Here is a 19,137-nt window from a genome sequence, read left to right on the forward strand (position 1 = left end):
TGATGCTGCTCCACCTCCCCGACGGGCACGGCGCCGACGCGGTCGCCGAGGCCATGGTCGAAACGATGAGCCGGCTCCCCGTGACCCTGCGACGCACCCTGACCTGGGACCAGGGCCACGAGATGACCTCACACCCCGCGATCGCTGCCGCGACCGGCCTGGACATCTACTTCTGCGACCCCCACTCGCCCTGGCAGCGCGGCAGCAACGAAAACACCAACGGCCTGCTGCGCCAGTACTTCCCCAAAAGCACCGACCTGTCGCTCTACCAGCTCGACTACCTCGACCACGTCGCCGCCAAGCTCAACCGCAGGCCCCGCAAGACCCTCGGCTGGAAGACACCGGCACAGGCACTCGACGAACTACTGTCGAACCCACCAAAACCAACCGGTGTTGCATCCACCGCTTGAATCCGCCCCTGAGGAACGTGGCTCACGCACCGCTCGTCGCATTTCGTGGCATGATCGGTCAGAATTACACCGATGTAACGGCGTGTCGACTGGAAATTACAACGTTGTAGTTACTCAGAAACCCTTCCGTGACTGATGTGACTGGTGTGAAACTCCTGCCTTGTGTGACCTTCCCCCACACAGCAGGAGTCTTGTCATGCGTCCTCTTCAGGCCCGCCTCGTCACCTTCTGCCAGCAGGTGCTGGCACTCGGTGTCGTGCTCGTCGTGCTCACCCCCGCCTCCGGTGTCGTGTCCCTCGACATCGTGGGGGAGGCGCCCGGTGCCCCCGCTGCCGCTCCGGCCGCGCCCGCCGCGCTCATGTCGGCGACCGTCCCCACGAAGGCGGTGTCGCCGGACGTCACCGAGGTGCCGCTCACCGGTGCCGCCGGCGGCTTCGCCGGTCTCCGCGGGCGCACCGTCGCAGGCGGTGCCACCGAGGCACGCGTGGTCAGCACCCCGCAGCCGATGGACGCCTTCGGCGCGGTCGGCGTGACGTGGCAGAGCGGCGAGGAGCTCGAGGAGGACCAGATCACCCTCCGCGTCCGCACCCGCAGCGGCGACGAGTGGAGCGCCTGGGAGGACCTGGAGTACCACGACGAGCACGGACCCGACCCGGGCAGCGCCGAGGCCGCGACCGCCCGCCCCGGCACCGAGCCGACCTTCGTCGGCGACGTCGACGACGTCCAGGTCGAGGCCCGCACCGACGGTGTCGCCCTGCCGGACGACCTCTCCCTCGCCCTGGTCGACCCCGGGTCCGCCGCGAAGACCGAGACCGAGGCGCCGGCCGACACCGCCGACGAGGACCCCAGCGCGTCGTACGACGACGACTACGCGCAGGAGGACGGCACCGACGCCGCGACGGAGGGCATCACCCTGCAGGCCGCGCGCAAGCAGACCGTCGCGCAGCCCACGATCTACTCCCGCGCCCAGTGGGGCGCCGACGAGAGCATCCGCAACAAGAGCGCGCTGCGCTACGGCACGATCAGCGGCGGCTTCGTCCACCACACGGTCAACGCGAACAACTACACCGAGGCCCAGGTGCCCGCGATCCTGCGCAGCATCTACGCGTACCACGTGAAGTCGAGGGGCTGGAGCGACATCGGCTACAACTTCCTCGTCGACCGCTTCGGTCGCATCTGGGAGGGTCGCTACGGCGGCATCGACAAGCCCGTCGTCGGCGCCCACACGCTCAACTACAACGACTACTCCTTCGCGATGTCGGCCATCGGCAACTTCGACACCGTCCAGCCGCCCGACGTGATGCTGCGCGCCTACGGCCAGCTCTTCGCGTGGAAGCTCTCGCTGCACGGCGTCAACCCGGCGTCGACGTCGCAGAAGATCGGCCGCGGCACGTTCCAGGCGATCAACGGGCACCGCGACGCCGGCTCGACGGCCTGCCCGGGCAAGTACCTCTACGCTCAGCTGCCGCTGATCCGGACGTACGCCTCCCAGGCCGCGCCGGTGGTCACGCCGCCGCCCCCGCCGACCGAGGTGCCCATCGCCGAGCCCGCTCCGCAGAACAACCTGGACGCCTCGCCGTACCCTGACCTCGTCGTGCGGCGCGCCGCCGACGGCCGCGGCCTGGTGCTGCCGACCGGTGGCCTGACGTCCTTCCAGAAGCGCACGGTCGTGGGCAAGAAGGGCTGGGACAAGCGCGCCGAGGTGCTGGTCTCGCCCGACCTCACCGGCGACGGCCTGCCCGACCTGGTGACGTCCGACAAGTCCGGCGTGGTCCGGGTGCGGGCCGGCAGGGGCAACGGCAAGTTCGGCAAGACCACCCGCACGCTCAAGCTCCGCGGCTACTCGCTGATCACCGCCGTCGGTGACATCAACGGTGACGGCCGCAACGACCTCGTGGCCCGCTTCAAGGGGCGCCTGACCACGCTGCTCGCAACCGAGAAGGGCGGCTTCGCCCGCAAGGTCACCCGCAAGGGCTACGGCAACTACCGGCAGATCATCGGCGCCGGCGACGCCAACGGCGACGGGCGGGCCGACCTCCTGCTGCGCACCAAGAACCGGCTGTTCCTGCAGACGGGCTACGGCACCGGCCGGTTCGCCGCGCCCAAGCGCGTCGCCGGGTCCTGGAGCGGCTACAACCGCGTCGTCGCCGGCGACTTCAACGGGGACGGGCGCTCCGACCTGGTCGCCCGCACGTCCAAGGGCAACATCATGCTGATGCCCGGACGCGGCGACGGCACGTTCGGCGCCGCGCTGGGCCCCGCCACGAACCTCAAGACGATGCGCTGGATCACCGGAGCCAACATGGTCGGCGGTGCCGGTGCGGACCTGATCGGCGTCTCGGGCAAGCAGCTCGTGGTCGTCGCCAATCGCGACACCTTCGAGCTCGGCGCGCCGATCGACACCGGCGCCTCCTTCGCCGGGATGGACACCATCCTCAACGCCGGCGACGTCAACCGCGACGGCTTCGGCGACGTGCTCACCCGCGACGGCTCGGGCCAGCTGTGGCTCTTCGCCGGCAACGGCACCGGCGCGCTCGCCGCCGGCACCGTCATCAGCCAGGGCTGGGCACCGGTCCAGGGGCTCAGGGCGGTCGGCGACGTGACCGGCGACGGCCTGCCCGACCTCATCGGGACCCCGGCCGGCGGCGCGTTGATGGTCTGGCCCGGCAACGGCTCCGGCTTCAACGCGGCCGTCGCCGTCAAGGGCGGCGTGGTGCCCTCTCGGGCCGGGCTGCCGTCGGACCTCTCCGGCTTCGACTGGGTGCTCGGGGTCCAGGCCATGACGCTCAAGGGGTCGGGCGACTACATCGTCCGCGACCGCGCGAGCGGGGTGGCGTACGTCTACTCCGGCCGCAAGTCCGGCGTCTCCCACCCGCGTGTGCTGGGCGAGGGACTGGGGGCCTTCGACCTGGCCGGGTGACCGGCTCCCAGCGAAGAGCGATCAGGCCCGGGCAGTCGCCCGTTCGGCGTCGTGGACGTCGTCCAGGCGAGCCGGGTCGGGATTGCGGACAAGGACCAGCGAGCCGCCTCGTCCGAGGGGCTCGGTGAAGGTGGCCATTCCTGGTGGGGAAGCCGGGTCGGCCACCGAGAGAAGACGGCCGCCGTCGGTGAGAACACTCCCGACGGCGGCCGTCCTGTCGTGCGTCCAGAGCCGGGCCTGGGTGAGGTCGTCGGTGGCGAGGTCGTCACCGGTCGGCGGGTCCCACGCGGTGAAGCCGTCGGGCTGCGACCAGATCTCCACGCCCACGTCGAGCACGCCGGCCGGGAGCGCCTCGGCGAACCGCACGCCCATCGGGCGCAGGCTGCACGCGAGCACCGGGATCGATCCCGCGCGCGGTGCCCACGTGTCCAGCCCGTCGGGTCCGCACACGACGGCGTCCGGGTCGTCGGAGGTGGTGACGCGGAGGCCGACCGTCCACGCGGCGCCCAGGAAGACCGGTGAGAGCCAGTGCGGCGGAAGGTCGATGCGCAGCGACATGCCGCGCTCGAGGTCGGCGACGTCGGTCAGCAGGCCGGACGCCTTCGCCACCCAGTTGGCGTACGTCGTCACCGAGAGCTCGACCCGCTCGTCGGTCGCGTGGTCGTAGAACGTCACGAGCGGACGTCCGGGCTCGCGGCGCAGCTGCGCCGCGAGCACCTCGGCGAAGGTGGCGGGGGAGCCGGACGTGCCCGGCGTGGCCATCGGGATCAGGACCCTCAGACGGCGTTGGGCTCCGGGGAGTCCATGTAGGGGTAGTCCTCCATGAACGTCTCCAGCGCGGAGCCGCTGACCTCGGAGCAGTACTGCCAGACGCCGACCTGCTTGGACGGGTCGGTCTCGCCGACCCCGCCGAGCGACCAGTGCGTCAGTGCGACGTGCTGGCCCTTGGGGAACGACTTGCCGTCCTCGGAGGTCCACGGCACGGCCTTGAACTTGTCGCGCAGGTTGTCGGTGCCCTGCAGCTTGGAGGCGATGCCGCGCAGGACGTCCATCTGGTCGGAGTCGTCGGCGATGGTCTCGTCGTACCAGAGGATCGTGAAGCCGTGCTCGAGGTTGTGCACGAGCTCGCCGAGCTCCGGGCGGTCCGAGGCGGTGTAGAGCTTGCGCTCCATGCTGTCCCACATGTTCCAGTGCTGGCCGAAGGCCGGCGGGGCGTCGGGGTAGGTCATCGGCGTGCCGACGTCGACGTGGTCCTGGCTGCCCTCGGCCGTCTTGGTGGTGACGTCCTGGCAGACCGAGGCCTTCGCGCCGATCTCGCCGAGCGAGTCGGAGGCGTAGGCCCGCAGGTCCCACCAGTCCTTGATCGGCTTGAACGCCGCGGCGCCCACGATCAGCGCGGCGACGAGGACGCACACGCCCACGATCGCCACCCCGCGCCGGTTCTCGCGCTTGGACTGCTGGGAGCGGATGGAGTCGATGACCGCCTGACGGTCGGTCTTTGCCTGCTTGGCCACGGTGCTCGGTGTCTCTCGGTCGACTGCTGGAGGGTGCTGCTGGGCGCGACGGATGCGTCTGCGCTGGCAGAGTCTACGTAGTCGCGGGTGACACGTCGCACACGACGTCGTTTCCGGCCCGCTCCCAGCCGCGGATCCGCCACCCGTGCGCGAAGCACACGGCGGCCACCGCGGCCTGGTAGGCGTCGCCCGGCAGGTGCAGGACGACGCGGTCCGGGTCGTCGTCGTCGTCGAAGGTCAGCAGGAGCGTGGACGAGAGCGCCCGCCCGGCACCGACCACCCGGCCGACCGCGGAGCGCAGCTCGTGCGCCGCGGCGGGCGTCCCGAACGGGGCCCGGTCCGCGTCGTCCCCGGCCAGGGCGCGTACGACGGCCTCGCGGGCGCCCCAGCCGAACAGGTCACCACCGTCGGGCCGCACCAGCGACGCAGCCCCGGTGCCGTCCTCGCCGGGCGGCAGCACCAGGTCGGCCCGCCCGCGGACGACCGCCACCGGCCGCCCGGCCAGCTTGCCCTGTGCGAGCTCCGCCGCCCCGGCGATCTCGTCGGCCACGGCAGGGAGGGTGACGGCCAGGGCGTTGCCGTGGGGGTCGGTGCGGCCGGCGAAGTCCTCGGCGACGAGCAGCCCGGCCGCCCCGATCGCGATGTCGGTCTGACCCTCGCGCCACGCACGGCCCGAGGTGTCGGTGACCACGACCCCGACGTTGGTGCCGGTGCGTCGGTGCACCTCGTGGCGCAGCGCGCGCGCCGAGGCGTCGGGGTCCTCCGGGAGGAGCACGACCGACCCGGCGGCCACGTTGGAGGCGTCGACCCCTGCAGCGGCCATGGTGAGGCCGAGACGGTTGCGCACGATGGTCACCGGCCCGCGGCGCGCGACGACGCGGACCGTCTCCTCCTCGACGGCCGCGTCGCGGTCGCCCGCCCGCACGCGGCCCTCGGCCTTGCTCACCACCTTGCTGGTCACGCACAGCACGTCGCCGTCGGCGAGGGCGTCGTTCCCCCGGAGGGAGTCGAGCACCAGTGCGGCGAGGTCGTCACCCTCGGCGACCTCGGGCACCCCTTCGGGGGCCCACACCTCGAGCCGGCTGCTCACGCCGGTCCGTCGGTGACGAGCGAGACGGCGGCCGCGGCCATCGCCGCGGTGGCGTCGTGGCCGGACATCATCAGGGGGACGGCCGCGGCGCGGATCCCGGCCTGCTCCAGACCGGTCAGCTGCCCGGCGTCGCGCTCGTCGACCAGCCAGCCGTCGAGCACGCCGCCCTCGCTGCGGGCGCCGTAGTGGGCGCCGACCGCGCCGGCGCTGACCTCCACCCCGATGCTCGTGAGCATCTGCGCCGCCATGCCGTGCACGTGCGAGGACCCGACGATGGGGGAGAGGCCGACGACGGGTGCGGGGGTCGAGCGGACGGCGTCGCGGACGCCGGGCACCCCGAGGATGGTGCCCACCGACACCACCGGGTTGGACGGCGGCAGCACGACGAGGTCGGCCTCGCCGATGGCCTCGAGCACGCCGGGCGCGGGCGTCGCGGCGTCCTGGCCGACCGCGAGCACCGTCTCGGCCGGCACCGCGGCGCGCAGCCGCACCCAGTACTCCTGGAAGTGGACCACCCGGCGCCCGCTCGCGCTGTCGGGGTCGGCCACGGCGACGTGGGTCTCCACCCGGTCGTCGGTCATCGGCAGGAGCCGGACGGCCTCGCCGTGCACGGGCGTGAGCCAGCGACGGCAGAGCGCCTCGGTGACCTGCGAGAGCGTGTAGCCGGCCTCGAGCATCTGGGTGCGGACCAGGTGGGTCGCGATGTCGCGGTCCCCGAGACCGAACCACGTCGGCTCGACGCCGTACGCCTCGAGCTCCGTGCGGGCGCTCCACGTCTCGTCGCGACGACCCCACCCGCGCTCGACGTCGATCCCGTCACCGAGGGTGTACATCACGGTGTCGAGGTCGGGGCAGACCTTGAGGCCGTGGATCCACCAGTCGTCGGCGGTGTTGGCCACGACCGTCACCACGGTGTCGGCGGACCCGCCCGGCACGACACCCGTGCGGAGGCCGTGGAGGAGTCCCTGGATGAAGCGGGCCCCGCCGACGCCGCCTGAGAGGACGGTGATACGGCGGAGCGTGGGCGCAGATGATGGCATAGGAACAGCCTGCCGGAAGAGGAATGGCCATATCAGATCCGGGCTTGACTTGCGGGGTACGACAGGCATGTAATTCCCACAGTGTCGTTATGTTGATCAAGTGTCTCGTTCAGTTCTGAAAACAGGGTCGAAAGGGCGTCAGCCATGAGAGCAGAACTGTTTCTTCTCGAGCCCGAGGGCGAGGAGTTCGGTTGGCAGGACCGCGCGTTGTGCGCGCAGACGGACCCCGAGGCGTTCTTCCCCGAGAAGGGCGGCTCCACCAGGGAGGCCAAGAAGGTCTGCCTGACGTGCGAGGTCCGCGACGACTGCCTGGAGTCCGCGTTGATGAACGACGAGCGCTTCGGCATCTGGGGCGGTCTGTCCGAGCGCGAGCGCCGCAAGCTGAAGAAGAGCGCCGCGGGCTGAGGTCCGGGCCGGCGCGTCCGGTCCGTCGCCAGCAGCACTCCGGCGGTTTCATGGAGCGCGGAGCCCCTCGCTAGGGTGCTCCGGTGACCGTCACAGCGCTTCTCGTCAGTCATGACGGGGCGCGATGGCTCCCAGCAGTCCTTACCGGTCTGAGCGGGCAGACCCTCCCGGTGGACCGCGTCGTGGCCGTCGACACCACGAGCCGCGACGACACCGTCACGCTCGTGCGCGACGCGCTCGGCGAGCACGTCGTGCTCGACGTCGTGCCCGGCTCGACGAGCTATCCCGCCGCGGTACGCCACGGCCTCGAGCTGGCCCCCGCGACCGGCGACGACGAGTGGATCTGGCTGCTCCACGACGACAGCAACCCCGCCCCGACGGCCCTCGCCGAGCTGCTCGACGCCGCTCGGGAGCACCCCTCGGTCGCGATCCTCGGCCCCAAGCTGCGCGAGTGGCCCTCGCTGCGCCGCCTCCTCGAGGTCGGCCTGACCATCACCGGCACCGGGCACCGCGAGACCGGTCTCGAGCGGGGCGAGTACGACCAGGGCCAGCACGACGCGGTGCGCGAGGTGCTCGCGGTCAACACCGCCGGGATGCTCGTGCGCCGCTCCGTGCTGGAGTCGCTCGGCGGGCTCGACGAGGACCTGCCGATCTTCGGCAACGACATCGACTTCGGCTGGCGCGCGGCGCTGGCCGGGCACCGGACGCTCGTCGTCCCGCAGGCCGTGGTCTTCCACGCAGAGGCCGCGCACCGCGGCATCCGGCGCACGCCGCTCACCGGGCGGCACACGCACTACCAGGAGCGGCGCGCCGCCCTCCTCACCTCGCTGGCCAACGTCTCCTCGCGCGGGTTCGCCTGGCAGTACGTCCGGCTCTTCCTCGGCTCGCTGCTGCGCGTCGTCGGCTTCCTCGTCGTGCGGTCGGTGGGCGAGGCGCTCGACGAGCTCGCGGCCGCGCTGTCGGTGCACGGACGACCACGCCAGCTCCTGGCCGCGCGCCGCGAGCGGGCCGACCTGCGACAGGGCGACCCCGCCGACGTACGCCGCCTGCTGGCCCCGAGGTGGTTGCCCTACCGCCACGGTCTCGACTTCGTCACCGACCTCGCATCGGCCGCCACCAGCCAGGCCGCCGACGTCGCCGAGCGGCGCCGCCTCGCCAAGGCCGAGGACGCGCCCGGCACCGGGCCGGGCGTGCGCGAGTCGCGACGCGGGTCCGGGACGTCGGAGGACGACGACGAGGACGCCTACCTCACCGACTCCGGCATCGTGGCCCGCTTCGTCACCAACCCGGTCGCCGTGGTGCTGGCGCTCTTCGGCGTCCTGTCGCTGCTCGCCGCCCGCGAGGCGTTCGGCTCGATCACCGGCGGCGCGCTGTCCCCGGTGCCGGCCGCCGCGACCGACTGGTGGCGCCTGCACGTCTCGAGCTGGCACCCGCTCGGCACCGGCACCGACGTGCCGGCCCCCGCCTACGTGCTGCCGTTCGCGTTCGCCGCGACCCTCCTGCTCGGCCACACCGGAGCCGTCGTGTCCGGCCTCATGCTGCTCGCCGTCCCGGTGGCGGCGTGGGGCGCGTGGCGGCTGCTCAAGGTCGTCGGACGTCTCGTCGACCCGCTGGGGCTGCCGCGCTGGCTCGTGGTGTGGGGTGCCCTGACCTACGCCCTCGTCCCGGTGACCTCCGGCGCCTGGGCGGAGGGACGCTTCGGCACGGTGGCGGTCGCCGCCCTGCTGCCGTGGACCGCGCACGCCGCCCTCGGCTTCGTCGACCCGGACCGTGACCGTCGGTGGCGGGCGGCCTGGCGCACGGCCCTGCTCCTGGCCCTCGGTGCGGCGTTCGTGCCCGGGCTGTGGCTCTTCGCGCTGCTGGCCACCGCCGTCGTCCTCGGCTCCGCTGCGGTGATCGCCCCGCGGCTGCTGCGCGAGCGCGACAGCTGGGGTCCGCCGGTGGTCGCCGTGGCCGCGACGCCCGTGCTCCTCGCGCCGTGGCTGCTGCCGCTGCTCACCACCGGCTCCGCGTCCGGCCTGCTGCTCGAGGCCGGGCGCCTCACCGTCGACCAGGTGACCTTCGGCGGCCTGGTGACCGGCCGGCTCAACGACCTCGGGGCACCGATGTGGTTCGGCGTGGTGCTCGGCCTGCTCGCGCTCGTCGCGCTCATCCCGCGTCGTACGCGCGTGCCGGTGCTCATCTGCTGGCTGGTGGCGCTGGCGGCGGCCGTCGTGTCCGGCCTCCTCTCGCACGTGACGCTCGACCTGCCGTCCGTGACCACCCGCCCCAGCCTCGGCCTGTTCGTCGTCATCCTGCAGGGCACGTCGGTCGTGGCGGTCGTGCTGGGCGCCGACGCCTACCTGCGGCGGCTCGCCGACCACCACCCGTGGTGGCAGCGCGTGGTGGCCACGGGCCTGGCCCTGGTCGCCGCGGCCGTGCCGCTCGGGGGCCTCGTCTGGTGGCTGAGCGCCGACGGCGGCGACGACGTGCTCGCGCGCGACGCCGAGCAGTCGGTCCCGGTCTACATGAAGCAGAGCTCGCTGCTCGGCCAGGAGCACGGCGTGCTCGTCATCGGCGGGTCCGTCGACGAGGGCGTCACCTACCGCATCCGTCGCGACGACGGCACCACGGTGGGGGAGGACGAGATCCTCACCCTGGCCGACGAGGACGCCGGACTGACCAGTGACGTACGCGACCTGGTGTCCGCCCCCACGCCGTCGGTCGTGGCGGACCTGGGTGCCCGGGGCGTGGAGTACGTCGTCCTCAGCTCGCCCGCCGACGGCCGGATCTCGTCGCTGCTCGACGCGACCGCCGGTCTGGAGCAGGCCAGCGCGGAGGACCGCACGACCCGCGCCTGGCGCGTCGACCGGCCGCTCGACCCGGCGTCGCTCGAGGGCCCCAGCCCGTGGTGGCGCACCGCGCTGCTCGTCGTGCAGGGACTGGCGATCGTGGTCGTGCTGGTGCTCGCCCTGCCGACCGTCCGGCAGCGCCGCCGTGAGGAGGGTCGCGATGACTGAGCCCAGCACCCCCGCTCCGGGAGGTGGCCGGCGTCGCGCTGCCGAGACCACGCGCACCCGGCCCTCACCGGTGACGATCCTCGCCGTGCTCATCCCCCTCCTCACCGTGGCCGCCCTCGCCCTCGTGCGACCGGCCGAGCAGGCGTCGTCCTCCCACGCCCCCGCGGAGGCGCCGCTCGACCGCGTCACCGCGGTCTGCCCCGCCCGCCTGCCCGGCGCCGACGAGATCCGGATGGGCACCACCGGGCTGGGCTCGGGCGACCTGACGCTCCGCGTCGGACGCCGTGACGACACCCAGACCCTGACCGGCGGCGTCGCGTCGCGCACCGAGCGGCAGTACGTCGTCATCAACGCCAGCGGCGAGCTCGCCCCCGGCCTCGTCGCGTCGCGATCCGGCGACGGGTCGGCGACCGGTTGCGACCAACCGGCGCCCGAGCGGTGGTTCACCGGCGCCGGCGCGTCCGCCGAGCACACCTCGACACTCACCCTGATCAACCCGGACCGGGGACCGGCCGTCGCCGACGTCACCGTCTGGGACGGTAGCGGGCTCGTCGACGTCCCCGCGCTCCGCGGGGTGCGCGTGCCGGGCGGCCGCTCGACCTCCTTCGACCTCTCCGAGGTCGCGCCCAACCGTGACGCCCTGGCGCTGCGCGTCAGCGTCTCGCGCGGCCGGCTCGCCTCCCACGTGGTCGACGTGGTCGACCCGGTCGGACGCGACCGACCGGTGCGTGAGTGGCTCCCCGCCCAGGCCGCGCCCGCCTCGACGTCGTACGTCGCCGGCATCGGCACGACCGCCGCCGACCGGGTCCTCACCCTGGCCAACCCCGGCGACAGCGAGGTGCGGGTCGCCCTCGAGCTGGTCAGCGAGGACAGCGAGTTCGCGCCCTCCGGCCTCGAGGAGGTCACGCTCGACCCGGCGTCGGTGGACGAGGTCGACCTCAGCGGAGTGCTGCGCGGCCGCGGCCTCGCGGGCGTCCAGGCGCTGCGCCTGGAGGCGACCGGTCCGGTCACCGCCTCGCTCCGCACCCGTACCCCGACCGACCTCGCGCTGACGCCTGCGGGCTCGACGCTCGAGGGCGAGGCCGCCGTCGCCCTGCCGGCCGGGGCCAAGCGCATCGTGGTCACGGGCGCCACCGCTCCCGGCCTGGTGACGGTGCAGGCGTGGGACGAGGACGGCGACGCGGTGGTCCGCGAGCGCCGGGTCGAGATCGACCCGGCGACGGCGGCGCGCATCCGGGTGCCCGACGACGCGGTGCTCGCCCAGGTGCTGGTGGAGCGCACGGGCGCGGTCGTGTCGGTCGAGGTCAGCGACCGCGGGCTGTCCGTCCTGCCCCTGTCGCAGCTCGGCACGACCAGCGAGGTTGCGGACGTGCGGCCCGCCCAGCGCTAGTCCGGACCGGCCCGGCTCAGTCGGCGTACCTCTCGTCGACCTGGCCGGGGGTGAGGTTGAGCAGCTCGGCGAGCTGCTCGACGACGACGGTGTGCACGAGCGCCTCGAGCTCGTCGCGCGAGGTCGAACGGTGCTCGATGGGGCGGCGGAAGATCACCAGCCGGGTCGGCTCCTGGCCCTTGCCGCGCACCAGCGACGACAGCGGGACGGTCTCGTCGCCCCAGTCGTCCGGCAGCATCGGCGCGTCCTCGACGGCGTACTCCACGAGGCCGAGGTGGCGGTGCCACCGCTCGTCCAGCGGGGTCACCACGTCGAGCACGAGCTGGTCGAACCGCTGCCGCGCCGTCCGCAGCGCCGTGGTGCCCGGACGGGCCGGCACCACCCCGGGGCCGCGCATGCCGCGGCCCCTCCGGTCCCGGGTCCGGGGCCGCGCCCCGCCGGCCCGCTCGCTGCCCGTGTCGCTGCCCACCCCGATGTCCACGCCGCGAGCCTAAGCGCCGCGCGTGTGCGCGCCGGGTAGCGTCGGCGCCGTGAGCCTTGCCCGTCGTTGTTCGCGGACGGCGTGTGGCCGTCCTGCGGTCAACACGCTGACCTACGTCTACGCGGACCAGACCGCTGTCCTGGGTCCGTTGTCGACGTACGCCGAGCCGCACGCCTACGACCTCTGCGAGGTGCACAGCGAGCGGCTGTCGGCCCCGCGCGGCTGGGAGGTGCTCCGGCTGGCGGCCGACCCGAAGGCCCAGGGCCCGAGCAGCGACGACCTGCTCGCGCTGGCCGACGCGGTCCGCGAGGCAGCCCGACCCGCTCCGGCGCCGGTCCCGCTGCACTCCACCGACGACCCGACCCGCGGCGCCAAGCGTGGCCACCTGCGCGTGCTCACGCCCACTGACTGACCGGCCACGGCACCCCCTAGGATCATCGGCGTGAACATCGACCAGCAGCTGCTGAGCATCATCGTCTGCCCGGCCTGCCACGGCGAGCTGTCACCCGCGTCCGACGGCGTCGAGGAGCTCGTGTGCCAGGGCTGCGGCAACGCCTACCCGGTCCGCGACGACATCCCGGTGCTGCTGGTCGACGAGGCCCGCAAGCCCGCCTGAGCACTGAGGAGCTGGCCGTGGCGACCTGGTTCGACGAGGCCCGGCTGGACGACGCCGGGGTGCTGGAGACGGTCGACCTCCGGCTGCGCACGCTCGCCGAGAGCGGTGCCCGGGTGCGGCGGGAGGCCCAGGAGTCCGCAGCGGCGACCACGGAGGCCATCGCCCGTGGTCGCGACGAGGCCCGTCCGCGGGCGGTGATCGCGGCTGGGCCCGACTCGCGGCTGCTCCGTGCGGTGCTCGAGGCGTGGTGCCCGGTGCCGTTCGTGGCGTGGCCCCACCCGGGGCTCCCCGGATGGGCGGGGTCGCTCGACCTCGTCGTCATGCTGGCGCCCGAGGGCAACGACCACGGGTCGGCGTCGGCCGTCGCCGAGGCCGTACGTCGTGGGGCGCAGGTCGTGGTGGCGTGCCCCGAGCGCTCGCTCGTGGGGGAGCACGCCGCCGGGCGGCACGTGACGGTGCTGCCGACGGTGACGGGCGACCAGCTCGCGACCGCCGTGGTCGTCCTCGACTACCTCGCCCACGTCCACCTCGGTCCGCGCGCCGACGCCGAGTCGGTGGCCACGTCCCTCGACCGGGTCGCCGAGAACTGCTCGCCGCACCGCGACCTCGCGGTCAATCCCGCCAAGATGCTGGCGATCGCGATGGCCGACACGAACCCGCTCGTCTGGGGCGGCTCCGTCCTCGCGGCCCGCGCTGCCCGGCGGCTGGCCGAGTCGCTGCGCCGCACCAGCGGCCGGTCCGCGATCGCCGGTGATGCCGAGCACCTGCTCCCGGTCATCGTGGCCACCAGGCCGCACGACCTGTTCGCCGACCCGTTCGCCGACGAGCCCGGCGACCTGCGTCCGCTGCTGCTGATCCTCGACGACCGGTCCGACGACCCGGCCGTACGCGCGCAGACGGGCGAGCTCGAGGCCGCCGCCGCGCGCCACGGCGTACGGGTCGAGGTGATCGAGACCGACGCCGACTCCGAGGTCGCGCGCTACGCGTCGCTGCTGCTCACCGGCACCTACGCCGCGGAGTACCTCCGCGTCGGCCTCGTCGAGGACTGACGCGGGCTCTCGTGTCGCTGGAGGTTTGAGCCGCTCGGTGCCGGGCAGGACTGGGCAGTCAGCAACCACGTCACACAGGAGCATCCATGCGTCGCACCTCCCTGTCCATCGCCGCCGGCCTCACCGCGGTCCTGCTCGTCTCCGGCACCCCGGCCCAGGCGGCCGTGTCCGCGAAGGACCTCCCGAAGAAGGGCGACATCGTCAAGGCGTTCCCGGAGATGGCGGACGCCGAGTTCACCTCCTTCACCACGAAGAAGAACTCGGCGCCGGGGGCCACCTGCGACACGTCGAAGATCGTGCCGGTCAAGCGGCTCACCAGCATCCGCGGCGTCTCGTCCACCGGGGCGTCCTACGTGCAGTCCACGGTCGTCCAGCACTCGTCGGCGGCCAAGGTCAAGGCGTACGTCACGTCGTACAAAAAGTACGCCAAGGACTGCGCCACCTTCACCGAGCCCACCTCGGGCGGCACGGTCACGACCACGCTGGTCAAGGCGCCCAAGCTCGGCCAGTCGACGGTGATGCTGCAGCAGGAGACCGCCGTCGCGGGCGTCGTCTCCTACTCGAGCACCGTGTTCATCGGCGACGGCAAGCGCGTCGCGGCCGTCGTGGCCATCGACGACGCGGCCATCCCCGCGTCCGCCATCACGAAGCTCGCGAAGGTCGCCGCCAAGAAGATGAAGTGACGCCTCACCCGAGGTGACCTCCCGGAGCCCCGGAGCCGACCGCACCACGCGGATCGGCCCGGGGCTCTGGTGTGCTCAGGGCCGGCCCAGGTGCATGCCGAAGACCAGTGCGTCGCCGCCGTGGACGTGTGCCGTCCGCTCGACCTCCATGCCGAGGCGCCGCGCGACCCGCTGCGAGGGCGCGTTGTCCGGCCGGACGAGGGCGACGAGGTGGTCGACCCCGTGGGCGGCCGCGCAGTCGCGCACGGACCGGGCCGCCTCGGTGGCGTAGCCCTGGCCGCGCGTCGCCGGCAGGAGGTGGTAGCCGACCTCGACGTGGGGCGCGCCCTCGACGTCCTGCACGGTGAGTCCGCAGTCGCCGACGAACGCGCCGTCGTGGGTCTCCACGACCCAGAGCCCGAAACCGTGCTCGGCATGGTTGCGCTCCTGCCACTGGATCCAGCGCACGGCGTCGTCCCGGGTGCTGGACGGGCGCTCGCCGCGCATCGGGTCGAACGCGACGAGCAGCGCGGTGACGTCGTCGAGGTCGGTCATCCGCATCCGGCGGAAGCGGAGACGCTCGGTGGGGTCGGGGAGCACTGGGTCAGGCTAGGGCCGGGTGCCCTCGGGTGCCTGCTGGTCGACGTCGGCCCAGACCTCGACGAGCTCGACGAGGAGGCCGTCGCGCACGGTCGCGAAGCTGGCCACGGCGAACTCGAGCCGCTCGCCCGCGCCGCCCCTCCCGGTCACCCGCGCCCGCAGCACCCCACGATCGCCGTCGACCACCAGGTCCTCGACATGCATCCGCTCGAAGCCGGGGTAATCGGCGTTGAACCGCACCCACCCGTCGCGGTCGAAGACCTCGCCGGTGTGCACCAGCCGACACGTGAAGTCGCGGTGCAGCACGCCGGGCAGCGCCTCCCAGTCGTGGGCATCGACGAGCTCGGCGAGACGGGTGATCAGTGCTCGCGCGTCCATGTGCTGAGTGTGCCCGTCGGCACCGACATCGGCTCAGGCGCGCAGCTGCGCACCCGAGTGCACGTGGACGTGGAGGTGCTTGGAGTCCTGGTAGGTGCCGAGGTTGGTCAGGACGGCGGCTGCCCCGTGCTCCTCCTCGACCCGCCGGGCGAGCTGCTGGACGACCGCGAGGAGTGCCCGGACGTCCGCCTCGTCGGACGCCCCGATCGTCGTGAACGAGGCGAGGTGCCGCTTCGGCACCGCCACGAGGTGGACCTGCCAGAACGGCCGGGTGTGGTGGTAGGCGAGCACCAGGTCGTCCTCGTGGACGACCTCCAGCGGGACGGCTCGCGGGATCGCCACGTCGCAGTAGAAGTCGTCGCCGTCGTAGGTCCCCACGTCGCTCACGTGGACATCCTCGCAGCGGGCTCGCCGGCTCGGGCCCCGGCTGGCAGCCGCTGCACGAACGAGTAGTCGGCAGGGGAGAGACGTGCCTGTGGCCCCGCCACCGGAGGGTGGCGGGGTGTGGGGCGGGGTCATGGTCGGCGTGGTCGCGGAATGCCGGGCGGATCGGGTGGCTCGGCCTGGTTGATCGAAGTGGTGCCGGTGGGGTCGCGGCGGTAACGGTGGCCGTGCGGTGAGGTCCACTCGAACACGCCGGGCTCGACCATGCGGTAGCGCCAGGCGGTGTGCGTCTTGAGGCGGTGGTGGAACCTGCAGAGGGCGGCGAGGTTGAGGGTCCGCGTGGGACCCGGTTGTGGTCGCCCCACCGCCTCGGCGTCCGGGTCATGAGGGATGACGTGGTCGATGTCGCAGCCGCGGGCCGGGCGGGTGCACCAGGGGAACACGCACGTCGTGTCCCGGAGGATCACCTGCTCCCGGATCCGGTCGGGCACCTCGTACGCGTCGGTGTGCATCTGAGCGTTGAGGTCGATGACGGGCTTGATGGTGACCGTGGTGCGGGAGTCGCGGCACCAGTTCTTGACCTGGTCGAGGAGGACGAGGCGCTGGCCCTCCTCCATCCGCCCCGCTGGACCGAACACCGTGGTCAGGTCGTCGAGCGTGGCGTCGAAGTGGGCGTGGAGGACGACCTCCCGTGCGGCCGGGAGCCCCTCGGAGTCCTTCGGCGACGCCGGGGCTGCGCCCTGGGCGTGGAGGTCGAGGGCGGTCTGGGTGCGGGCGAGGTTGCCGAGGGCCTTCGCGCGCCGCACCTGCAGGGACTCGGTGGAGCCGACGGCAGCCTGGGTGGCGGCGTCGTGGGCGAGGCGACGGTCGAGGTCGAGCATGTCGGCGATGTCGAGCTCGGCCTCTATCCGCATCGTGCCGGCGAAGTGCACGTCATCGTCGTGGATGGTCGCGTGGCGGGGGTCGACGTGGAGGTAGCCGTCCTCCGGATCCGCAGCCGGATCGACGTCGGCGAGGTCGTAGCGCTTGATGGCCTCGGCGACGAGCCGGTCCAGCTGCGCGGGACCGACCCGACCAGCCACGGTCGCGACCTGGGCATCCACGAACGCCGCAGCCTCCCGCGTCAGCGATGGGGTGGTGTGGATGGTGGTCTCGGCGACCGCGCGGGCCCGCCATGCGGGGACTCGTCCGGTGTGGACCTGCGCCCAGAGCCGCGGGAGGCGGTGGCGCAGCTCGAGGGCGTGGCCGACGAGCTTCTTCGCCGCGGTCGTCGAGATCCCGAGGACCGTGCCGAGCTCGGCGAGGCAGAACTCCGCCACGAGTGGCGCACCCTCGCCGGCGATCGGCTCCTCGTGCTCGCAACCGGGAACCGTGAACGCAGCGGCGTCGTGGATCGACTCCGGCGGGTGCAGGTCGGCCCACCGGGCTGCCACGACCAAGAGGTCAGCTGCTGCGCGGTCCTCGGCCGCCTTGCGGTCGCGGGCCAGAGCGAGCAGGTCGCGAGCGGTGAGGTCCTCGACCTCACCTGCTCCGGGCCCTGCCAGCGTCTCGATCATGTGTTCGATTCTACCGGCCAGCACCGACACTGGCCATGGGTCCGCCGTGGCTGTGGACAATTCCTGGCCACCCCTTCTGGACGGGTTTCGTCACGGGACCCCGTCCTCCCTCCACCACCGCCGAGAAGCGCGCTGACGTCCCCTTCGCTCGTACCTGGTGCGAGTGAACGTCGACCTACCGCCCGGCGATCAGGTCGAGCACCTCGGCGGCGGGCCGTACGTCGCCGTACGAGCGGTGGACGACGTGGAGGGTGGCGTTGTGGTCCCGGTCGCGCATCGCCGCACACGCGTCCGCGACGAGGATGACCCGCAGGCCGGCAGTGCTGGCGTCGCGCACGGTGTCCTCGACGCAGACGTTGGTGACGGTGCCCGTCACCACGAGCGTGTCGACGTCGCGCGCCGCGAGGAGGGCGGGGAGGTCGGAGGACCCGGGGGAGTACGCACTCCGCGCGGTCTTCTCGACGACCAGGTCGTCCGGGGCGACGTCGAGCGAGGGGTCCACGCGCGACCTCGGCGGACCGTCGCCGCCGGACCGGGCGTAGCGCTCGGCCACCTCGTCGCCGAAGAACTCGCGGTCCTTGGCGCTCGGTGGCGCGTAGCCGGGGACCACCCACGCGACCACACCTCCCGCCGAGCGGAGGGCGGAGGCCAGCCGCTCGACGCGCGGCACGATCCCGCGGACGTACGCCGACTCGCGGACGAAGAACGGCACCAGGTCGACCACCACGAGCGCGGTGCGTCGCGGGTCGAGGTGCTGGAAGGCGTGCCGTCGGCCGCGTCGGGCCTCGTGCCGGGCGTACTCCCGCTCCTCGACGAGCCAGGCGTGGTCGGCCGTGTCAGGCAGGTCCGAGGGCGACGGTGTCGACATCCGGCGAGGCTACTGTCCCTGCATGGCCTCCGAGGACGTGCTGCGCCGGATGCGCGCCGACGAGCCGCCGCACGCCGAGCTGCTGACCTACGCCTACGACCCAGGTTCGTCCGGAACTCGCACCACAGTGGCGACATGACCGACGCGCCGTCGTACGACACCAGGCTCCTCACCCCGGAGACCTGGGCCGACTTCGCGGCCCTCGTCGAGGCCAACAACGGCGTGTGGGGCGGGTGCTGGTGCATCGGCTTCCACCCCGAGGGCCTGGCCGGGACCGCCGACGACCACAGGATCGCCAAACGGGCGCACACCGACAGGGGCACCGTGCACCAGGTGCTGGTGTACGAAGGCGACGACGTGGTCGGGTGGTGCCAGTTCGGGACGCCTGACGAGCTCCCGCACATCAAGAACGCCAAGGCCTACGAGGCGGAGCTCGCGGCCCTGCCGCAGTGGCGGATCGGCTGCATCTTCACCGGCAGCAAGCACCGCGGGAAGGGCGTCGCGCGCGCCGCGGTGTCGGCCGTCCTCACGGAGATCGCCGCGGCCGGCGGGGGAGTGGTCGAGGCCTACCCGGAGCAGGTCGTCGACCGGAAGCCGCAGCGCGGCGCCTACCTGCACACCGGCCCGGAGTCGCTCTACGAGGAGCTCGGCTTCGTCCGTGACCGCAGGATCGCCAAGTGGCGCTGGGTGATGCGCCGCACCGTGGAGGCCTGAGCCCGGCCCTCCGGTGCAGGCAGTCGGCGGGGCACGACGGCGTACGCCGCGCCGATAGGCT

20 protein-coding genes are annotated in these 19,137 nt (G+C 73.0%); 10 read left to right on the forward strand and 10 right to left on the reverse strand.

The genetic code is table 11. The features are described 5' to 3' along the window. The coding region (locus ACXJKB_RS08725) for an IS30 family transposase (RefSeq protein WP_457187402.1) at positions 1-410 on the forward strand (410 nt) is incomplete at its 5' end. A gap of 196 nt (positions 411-606) precedes the next feature. Then, positions 607-3,330 (forward strand): FG-GAP-like repeat-containing protein, encoded by a 2,724-nt coding sequence (locus ACXJKB_RS08730; protein ID WP_457187404.1) that lies wholly within the window; start codon positions 607-609, stop codon positions 3,328-3,330. A 21-nt stretch (positions 3,331-3,351) separates the two neighbouring features. On the opposite strand, the gene ACXJKB_RS08735 is transcribed toward ACXJKB_RS08730, so the two are convergent. From ACXJKB_RS08735 to cofD, 4 genes are all read right to left on the reverse strand, one after another. Beyond that, on the reverse strand, positions 3,352-4,092 hold the full coding sequence (locus ACXJKB_RS08735; RefSeq protein ID WP_457187406.1) for a TIGR03089 family protein: 741 nt from the start codon (positions 4,090-4,092) through the stop codon (positions 3,352-3,354). A 14-nt stretch (positions 4,093-4,106) separates the two neighbouring features. Continuing rightward, positions 4,107-4,844 (reverse strand): DUF3105 domain-containing protein, encoded by a 738-nt coding sequence (locus tag ACXJKB_RS08740; protein ID WP_457187408.1) that lies wholly within the window; start codon positions 4,842-4,844, stop codon positions 4,107-4,109. Between the two features lie 73 nt (positions 4,845-4,917). Beyond that, positions 4,918-5,934: a coenzyme F420-0:L-glutamate ligase gene (gene cofE, locus ACXJKB_RS08745; protein WP_457187410.1), complete on the reverse strand. Its 1,017-nt coding sequence runs from the start codon at positions 5,932-5,934 to the stop codon at positions 4,918-4,920. Then, complete coding sequence (cofD, locus tag ACXJKB_RS08750) at positions 5,931-6,974, reverse strand: 2-phospho-L-lactate transferase (RefSeq protein ID WP_457187412.1); 1,044 nt, start codon at positions 6,972-6,974, stop codon at positions 5,931-5,933. Before cofD ends, cofE begins: the two co-directional genes overlap by 4 nt. A gap of 144 nt (positions 6,975-7,118) precedes the next feature. On the opposite strand from cofD, the gene ACXJKB_RS08755 reads away from it, so the two are divergent. The 3 genes from ACXJKB_RS08755 (at position 7,119) to ACXJKB_RS08765 (ending at position 11,768) form a co-directional block, all read left to right on the forward strand. Then, positions 7,119-7,379, forward strand: coding sequence for a WhiB family transcriptional regulator (locus tag ACXJKB_RS08755; protein ID WP_191194914.1), 261 nt, complete (start codon positions 7,119-7,121; stop codon positions 7,377-7,379). Between the two features lie 83 nt (positions 7,380-7,462). Beyond that, entirely contained in the window at positions 7,463-10,378 is a 2,916-nt protein-coding gene (locus tag ACXJKB_RS08760) for a glycosyltransferase (protein ID WP_457187414.1), read from the forward strand. Then, on the forward strand, positions 10,371-11,768 hold the full coding sequence (locus ACXJKB_RS08765) for a DUF5719 family protein (protein WP_457187416.1): 1,398 nt from the start codon (positions 10,371-10,373) through the stop codon (positions 11,766-11,768). The genes ACXJKB_RS08760 and ACXJKB_RS08765 overlap by 8 nt, the downstream gene beginning before the upstream one ends. 16 nt (positions 11,769-11,784) lie before the next feature. On the opposite strand, the gene ACXJKB_RS08770 is transcribed toward ACXJKB_RS08765, so the two are convergent. Further along, a complete protein-coding gene (locus tag ACXJKB_RS08770) occupies positions 11,785-12,249 on the reverse strand; it encodes a metallopeptidase family protein (protein WP_457187418.1) in 465 nt (154 codons plus the stop codon). 49 nt (positions 12,250-12,298) lie between these two features. Here ACXJKB_RS08770 and ACXJKB_RS08775 point away from each other — a divergent pair, with 49 nt between their 5' ends. The 4 genes from ACXJKB_RS08775 (at position 12,299) to ACXJKB_RS08790 (ending at position 14,597) form a co-directional block, all read left to right on the forward strand. Then, positions 12,299-12,661, forward strand: coding sequence for a DUF3499 domain-containing protein (locus ACXJKB_RS08775; protein ID WP_457187420.1), 363 nt, complete (start codon positions 12,299-12,301; stop codon positions 12,659-12,661). Between the two features lie 30 nt (positions 12,662-12,691). Beyond that, on the forward strand, positions 12,692-12,865 hold the full coding sequence (locus ACXJKB_RS08780; protein ID WP_378548799.1) for a Trm112 family protein: 174 nt from the start codon (positions 12,692-12,694) through the stop codon (positions 12,863-12,865). A gap of 17 nt (positions 12,866-12,882) precedes the next feature. Continuing rightward, a complete protein-coding gene (locus tag ACXJKB_RS08785) occupies positions 12,883-13,914 on the forward strand; it encodes an SIS domain-containing protein (RefSeq protein WP_457187423.1) in 1,032 nt (343 codons plus the stop codon). An 86-nt stretch (positions 13,915-14,000) separates the two neighbouring features. Next, positions 14,001-14,597, forward strand: coding sequence for a hypothetical protein (locus ACXJKB_RS08790; protein WP_457187425.1), 597 nt, complete (start codon positions 14,001-14,003; stop codon positions 14,595-14,597). A gap of 75 nt (positions 14,598-14,672) precedes the next feature. Here ACXJKB_RS08790 and ACXJKB_RS08795 read toward each other — a convergent pair whose 3' ends face one another. From ACXJKB_RS08795 to ACXJKB_RS08815, 5 genes are all read right to left on the reverse strand, one after another. Continuing rightward, positions 14,673-15,176, reverse strand: coding sequence for a GNAT family N-acetyltransferase (locus ACXJKB_RS08795; protein WP_457187427.1), 504 nt, complete (start codon positions 15,174-15,176; stop codon positions 14,673-14,675). Between the two features lie 9 nt (positions 15,177-15,185). Further along, positions 15,186-15,554 (reverse strand): nuclear transport factor 2 family protein, encoded by a 369-nt coding sequence (locus ACXJKB_RS08800; RefSeq protein WP_457187429.1) that lies wholly within the window; start codon positions 15,552-15,554, stop codon positions 15,186-15,188. 33 nt (positions 15,555-15,587) lie between these two features. After that, a complete protein-coding gene (locus tag ACXJKB_RS08805; protein WP_457187431.1) occupies positions 15,588-15,941 on the reverse strand; it encodes an HIT domain-containing protein in 354 nt (117 codons plus the stop codon). 128 nt (positions 15,942-16,069) lie between these two features. Further along, positions 16,070-17,494 carry a DUF222 domain-containing protein gene (locus tag ACXJKB_RS08810; protein WP_457187433.1) on the reverse strand — a complete coding sequence of 475 codons (1,425 nt, stop codon included), beginning with the start codon at positions 17,492-17,494 and terminating at the stop codon, positions 16,070-16,072. A 175-nt stretch (positions 17,495-17,669) separates the two neighbouring features. Then, positions 17,670-18,362 (reverse strand): isochorismatase family protein, encoded by a 693-nt coding sequence (locus ACXJKB_RS08815; RefSeq protein WP_457187435.1) that lies wholly within the window; start codon positions 18,360-18,362, stop codon positions 17,670-17,672. Positions 18,363-18,497: 135 nt separating this feature from the next. Here ACXJKB_RS08815 and ACXJKB_RS08820 point away from each other — a divergent pair, with 135 nt between their 5' ends. Beyond that, positions 18,498-19,076: a GNAT family N-acetyltransferase gene (locus ACXJKB_RS08820; RefSeq protein ID WP_457187437.1), complete on the forward strand. Its 579-nt coding sequence runs from the start codon at positions 18,498-18,500 to the stop codon at positions 19,074-19,076. The last annotated feature ends 61 nt before the right edge of the window (positions 19,077-19,137 follow it).

The sequence above is a fragment of the Nocardioides sp. P5_E3 genome, from assembly GCF_054049275.1.

Coding starts and splice junctions, on each gene's coding strand:
- ACXJKB_RS08820 (WP_457187437.1), top strand. CDS start 18,498: ATGACCGACGCGCCGTCGTACGACACCAGGCTCCTCACCCCGGAGACC.
- cofD (WP_457187412.1), bottom strand. CDS start 6,974: ATGCCATCATCTGCGCCCACGCTCCGCCGTATCACCGTCCTCTCAGGC.
- ACXJKB_RS08800 (WP_457187429.1), bottom strand. CDS start 15,554: ATGGACGCGCGAGCACTGATCACCCGTCTCGCCGAGCTCGTCGATGCC.
- ACXJKB_RS08815 (WP_457187435.1), bottom strand. CDS start 18,362: ATGTCGACACCGTCGCCCTCGGACCTGCCTGACACGGCCGACCACGCC.
- ACXJKB_RS08730 (WP_457187404.1), top strand. CDS start 607: ATGCGTCCTCTTCAGGCCCGCCTCGTCACCTTCTGCCAGCAGGTGCTG.
- ACXJKB_RS08735 (WP_457187406.1), bottom strand. CDS start 4,092: ATGGCCACGCCGGGCACGTCCGGCTCCCCCGCCACCTTCGCCGAGGTG.
- ACXJKB_RS08755 (WP_191194914.1), top strand. CDS start 7,119: ATGAGAGCAGAACTGTTTCTTCTCGAGCCCGAGGGCGAGGAGTTCGGT.
- ACXJKB_RS08790 (WP_457187425.1), top strand. CDS start 14,001: ATGCGTCGCACCTCCCTGTCCATCGCCGCCGGCCTCACCGCGGTCCTG.
- ACXJKB_RS08810 (WP_457187433.1), bottom strand. CDS start 17,494: ATGATCGAGACGCTGGCAGGGCCCGGAGCAGGTGAGGTCGAGGACCTC.
- ACXJKB_RS08765 (WP_457187416.1), top strand. CDS start 10,371: ATGACTGAGCCCAGCACCCCCGCTCCGGGAGGTGGCCGGCGTCGCGCT.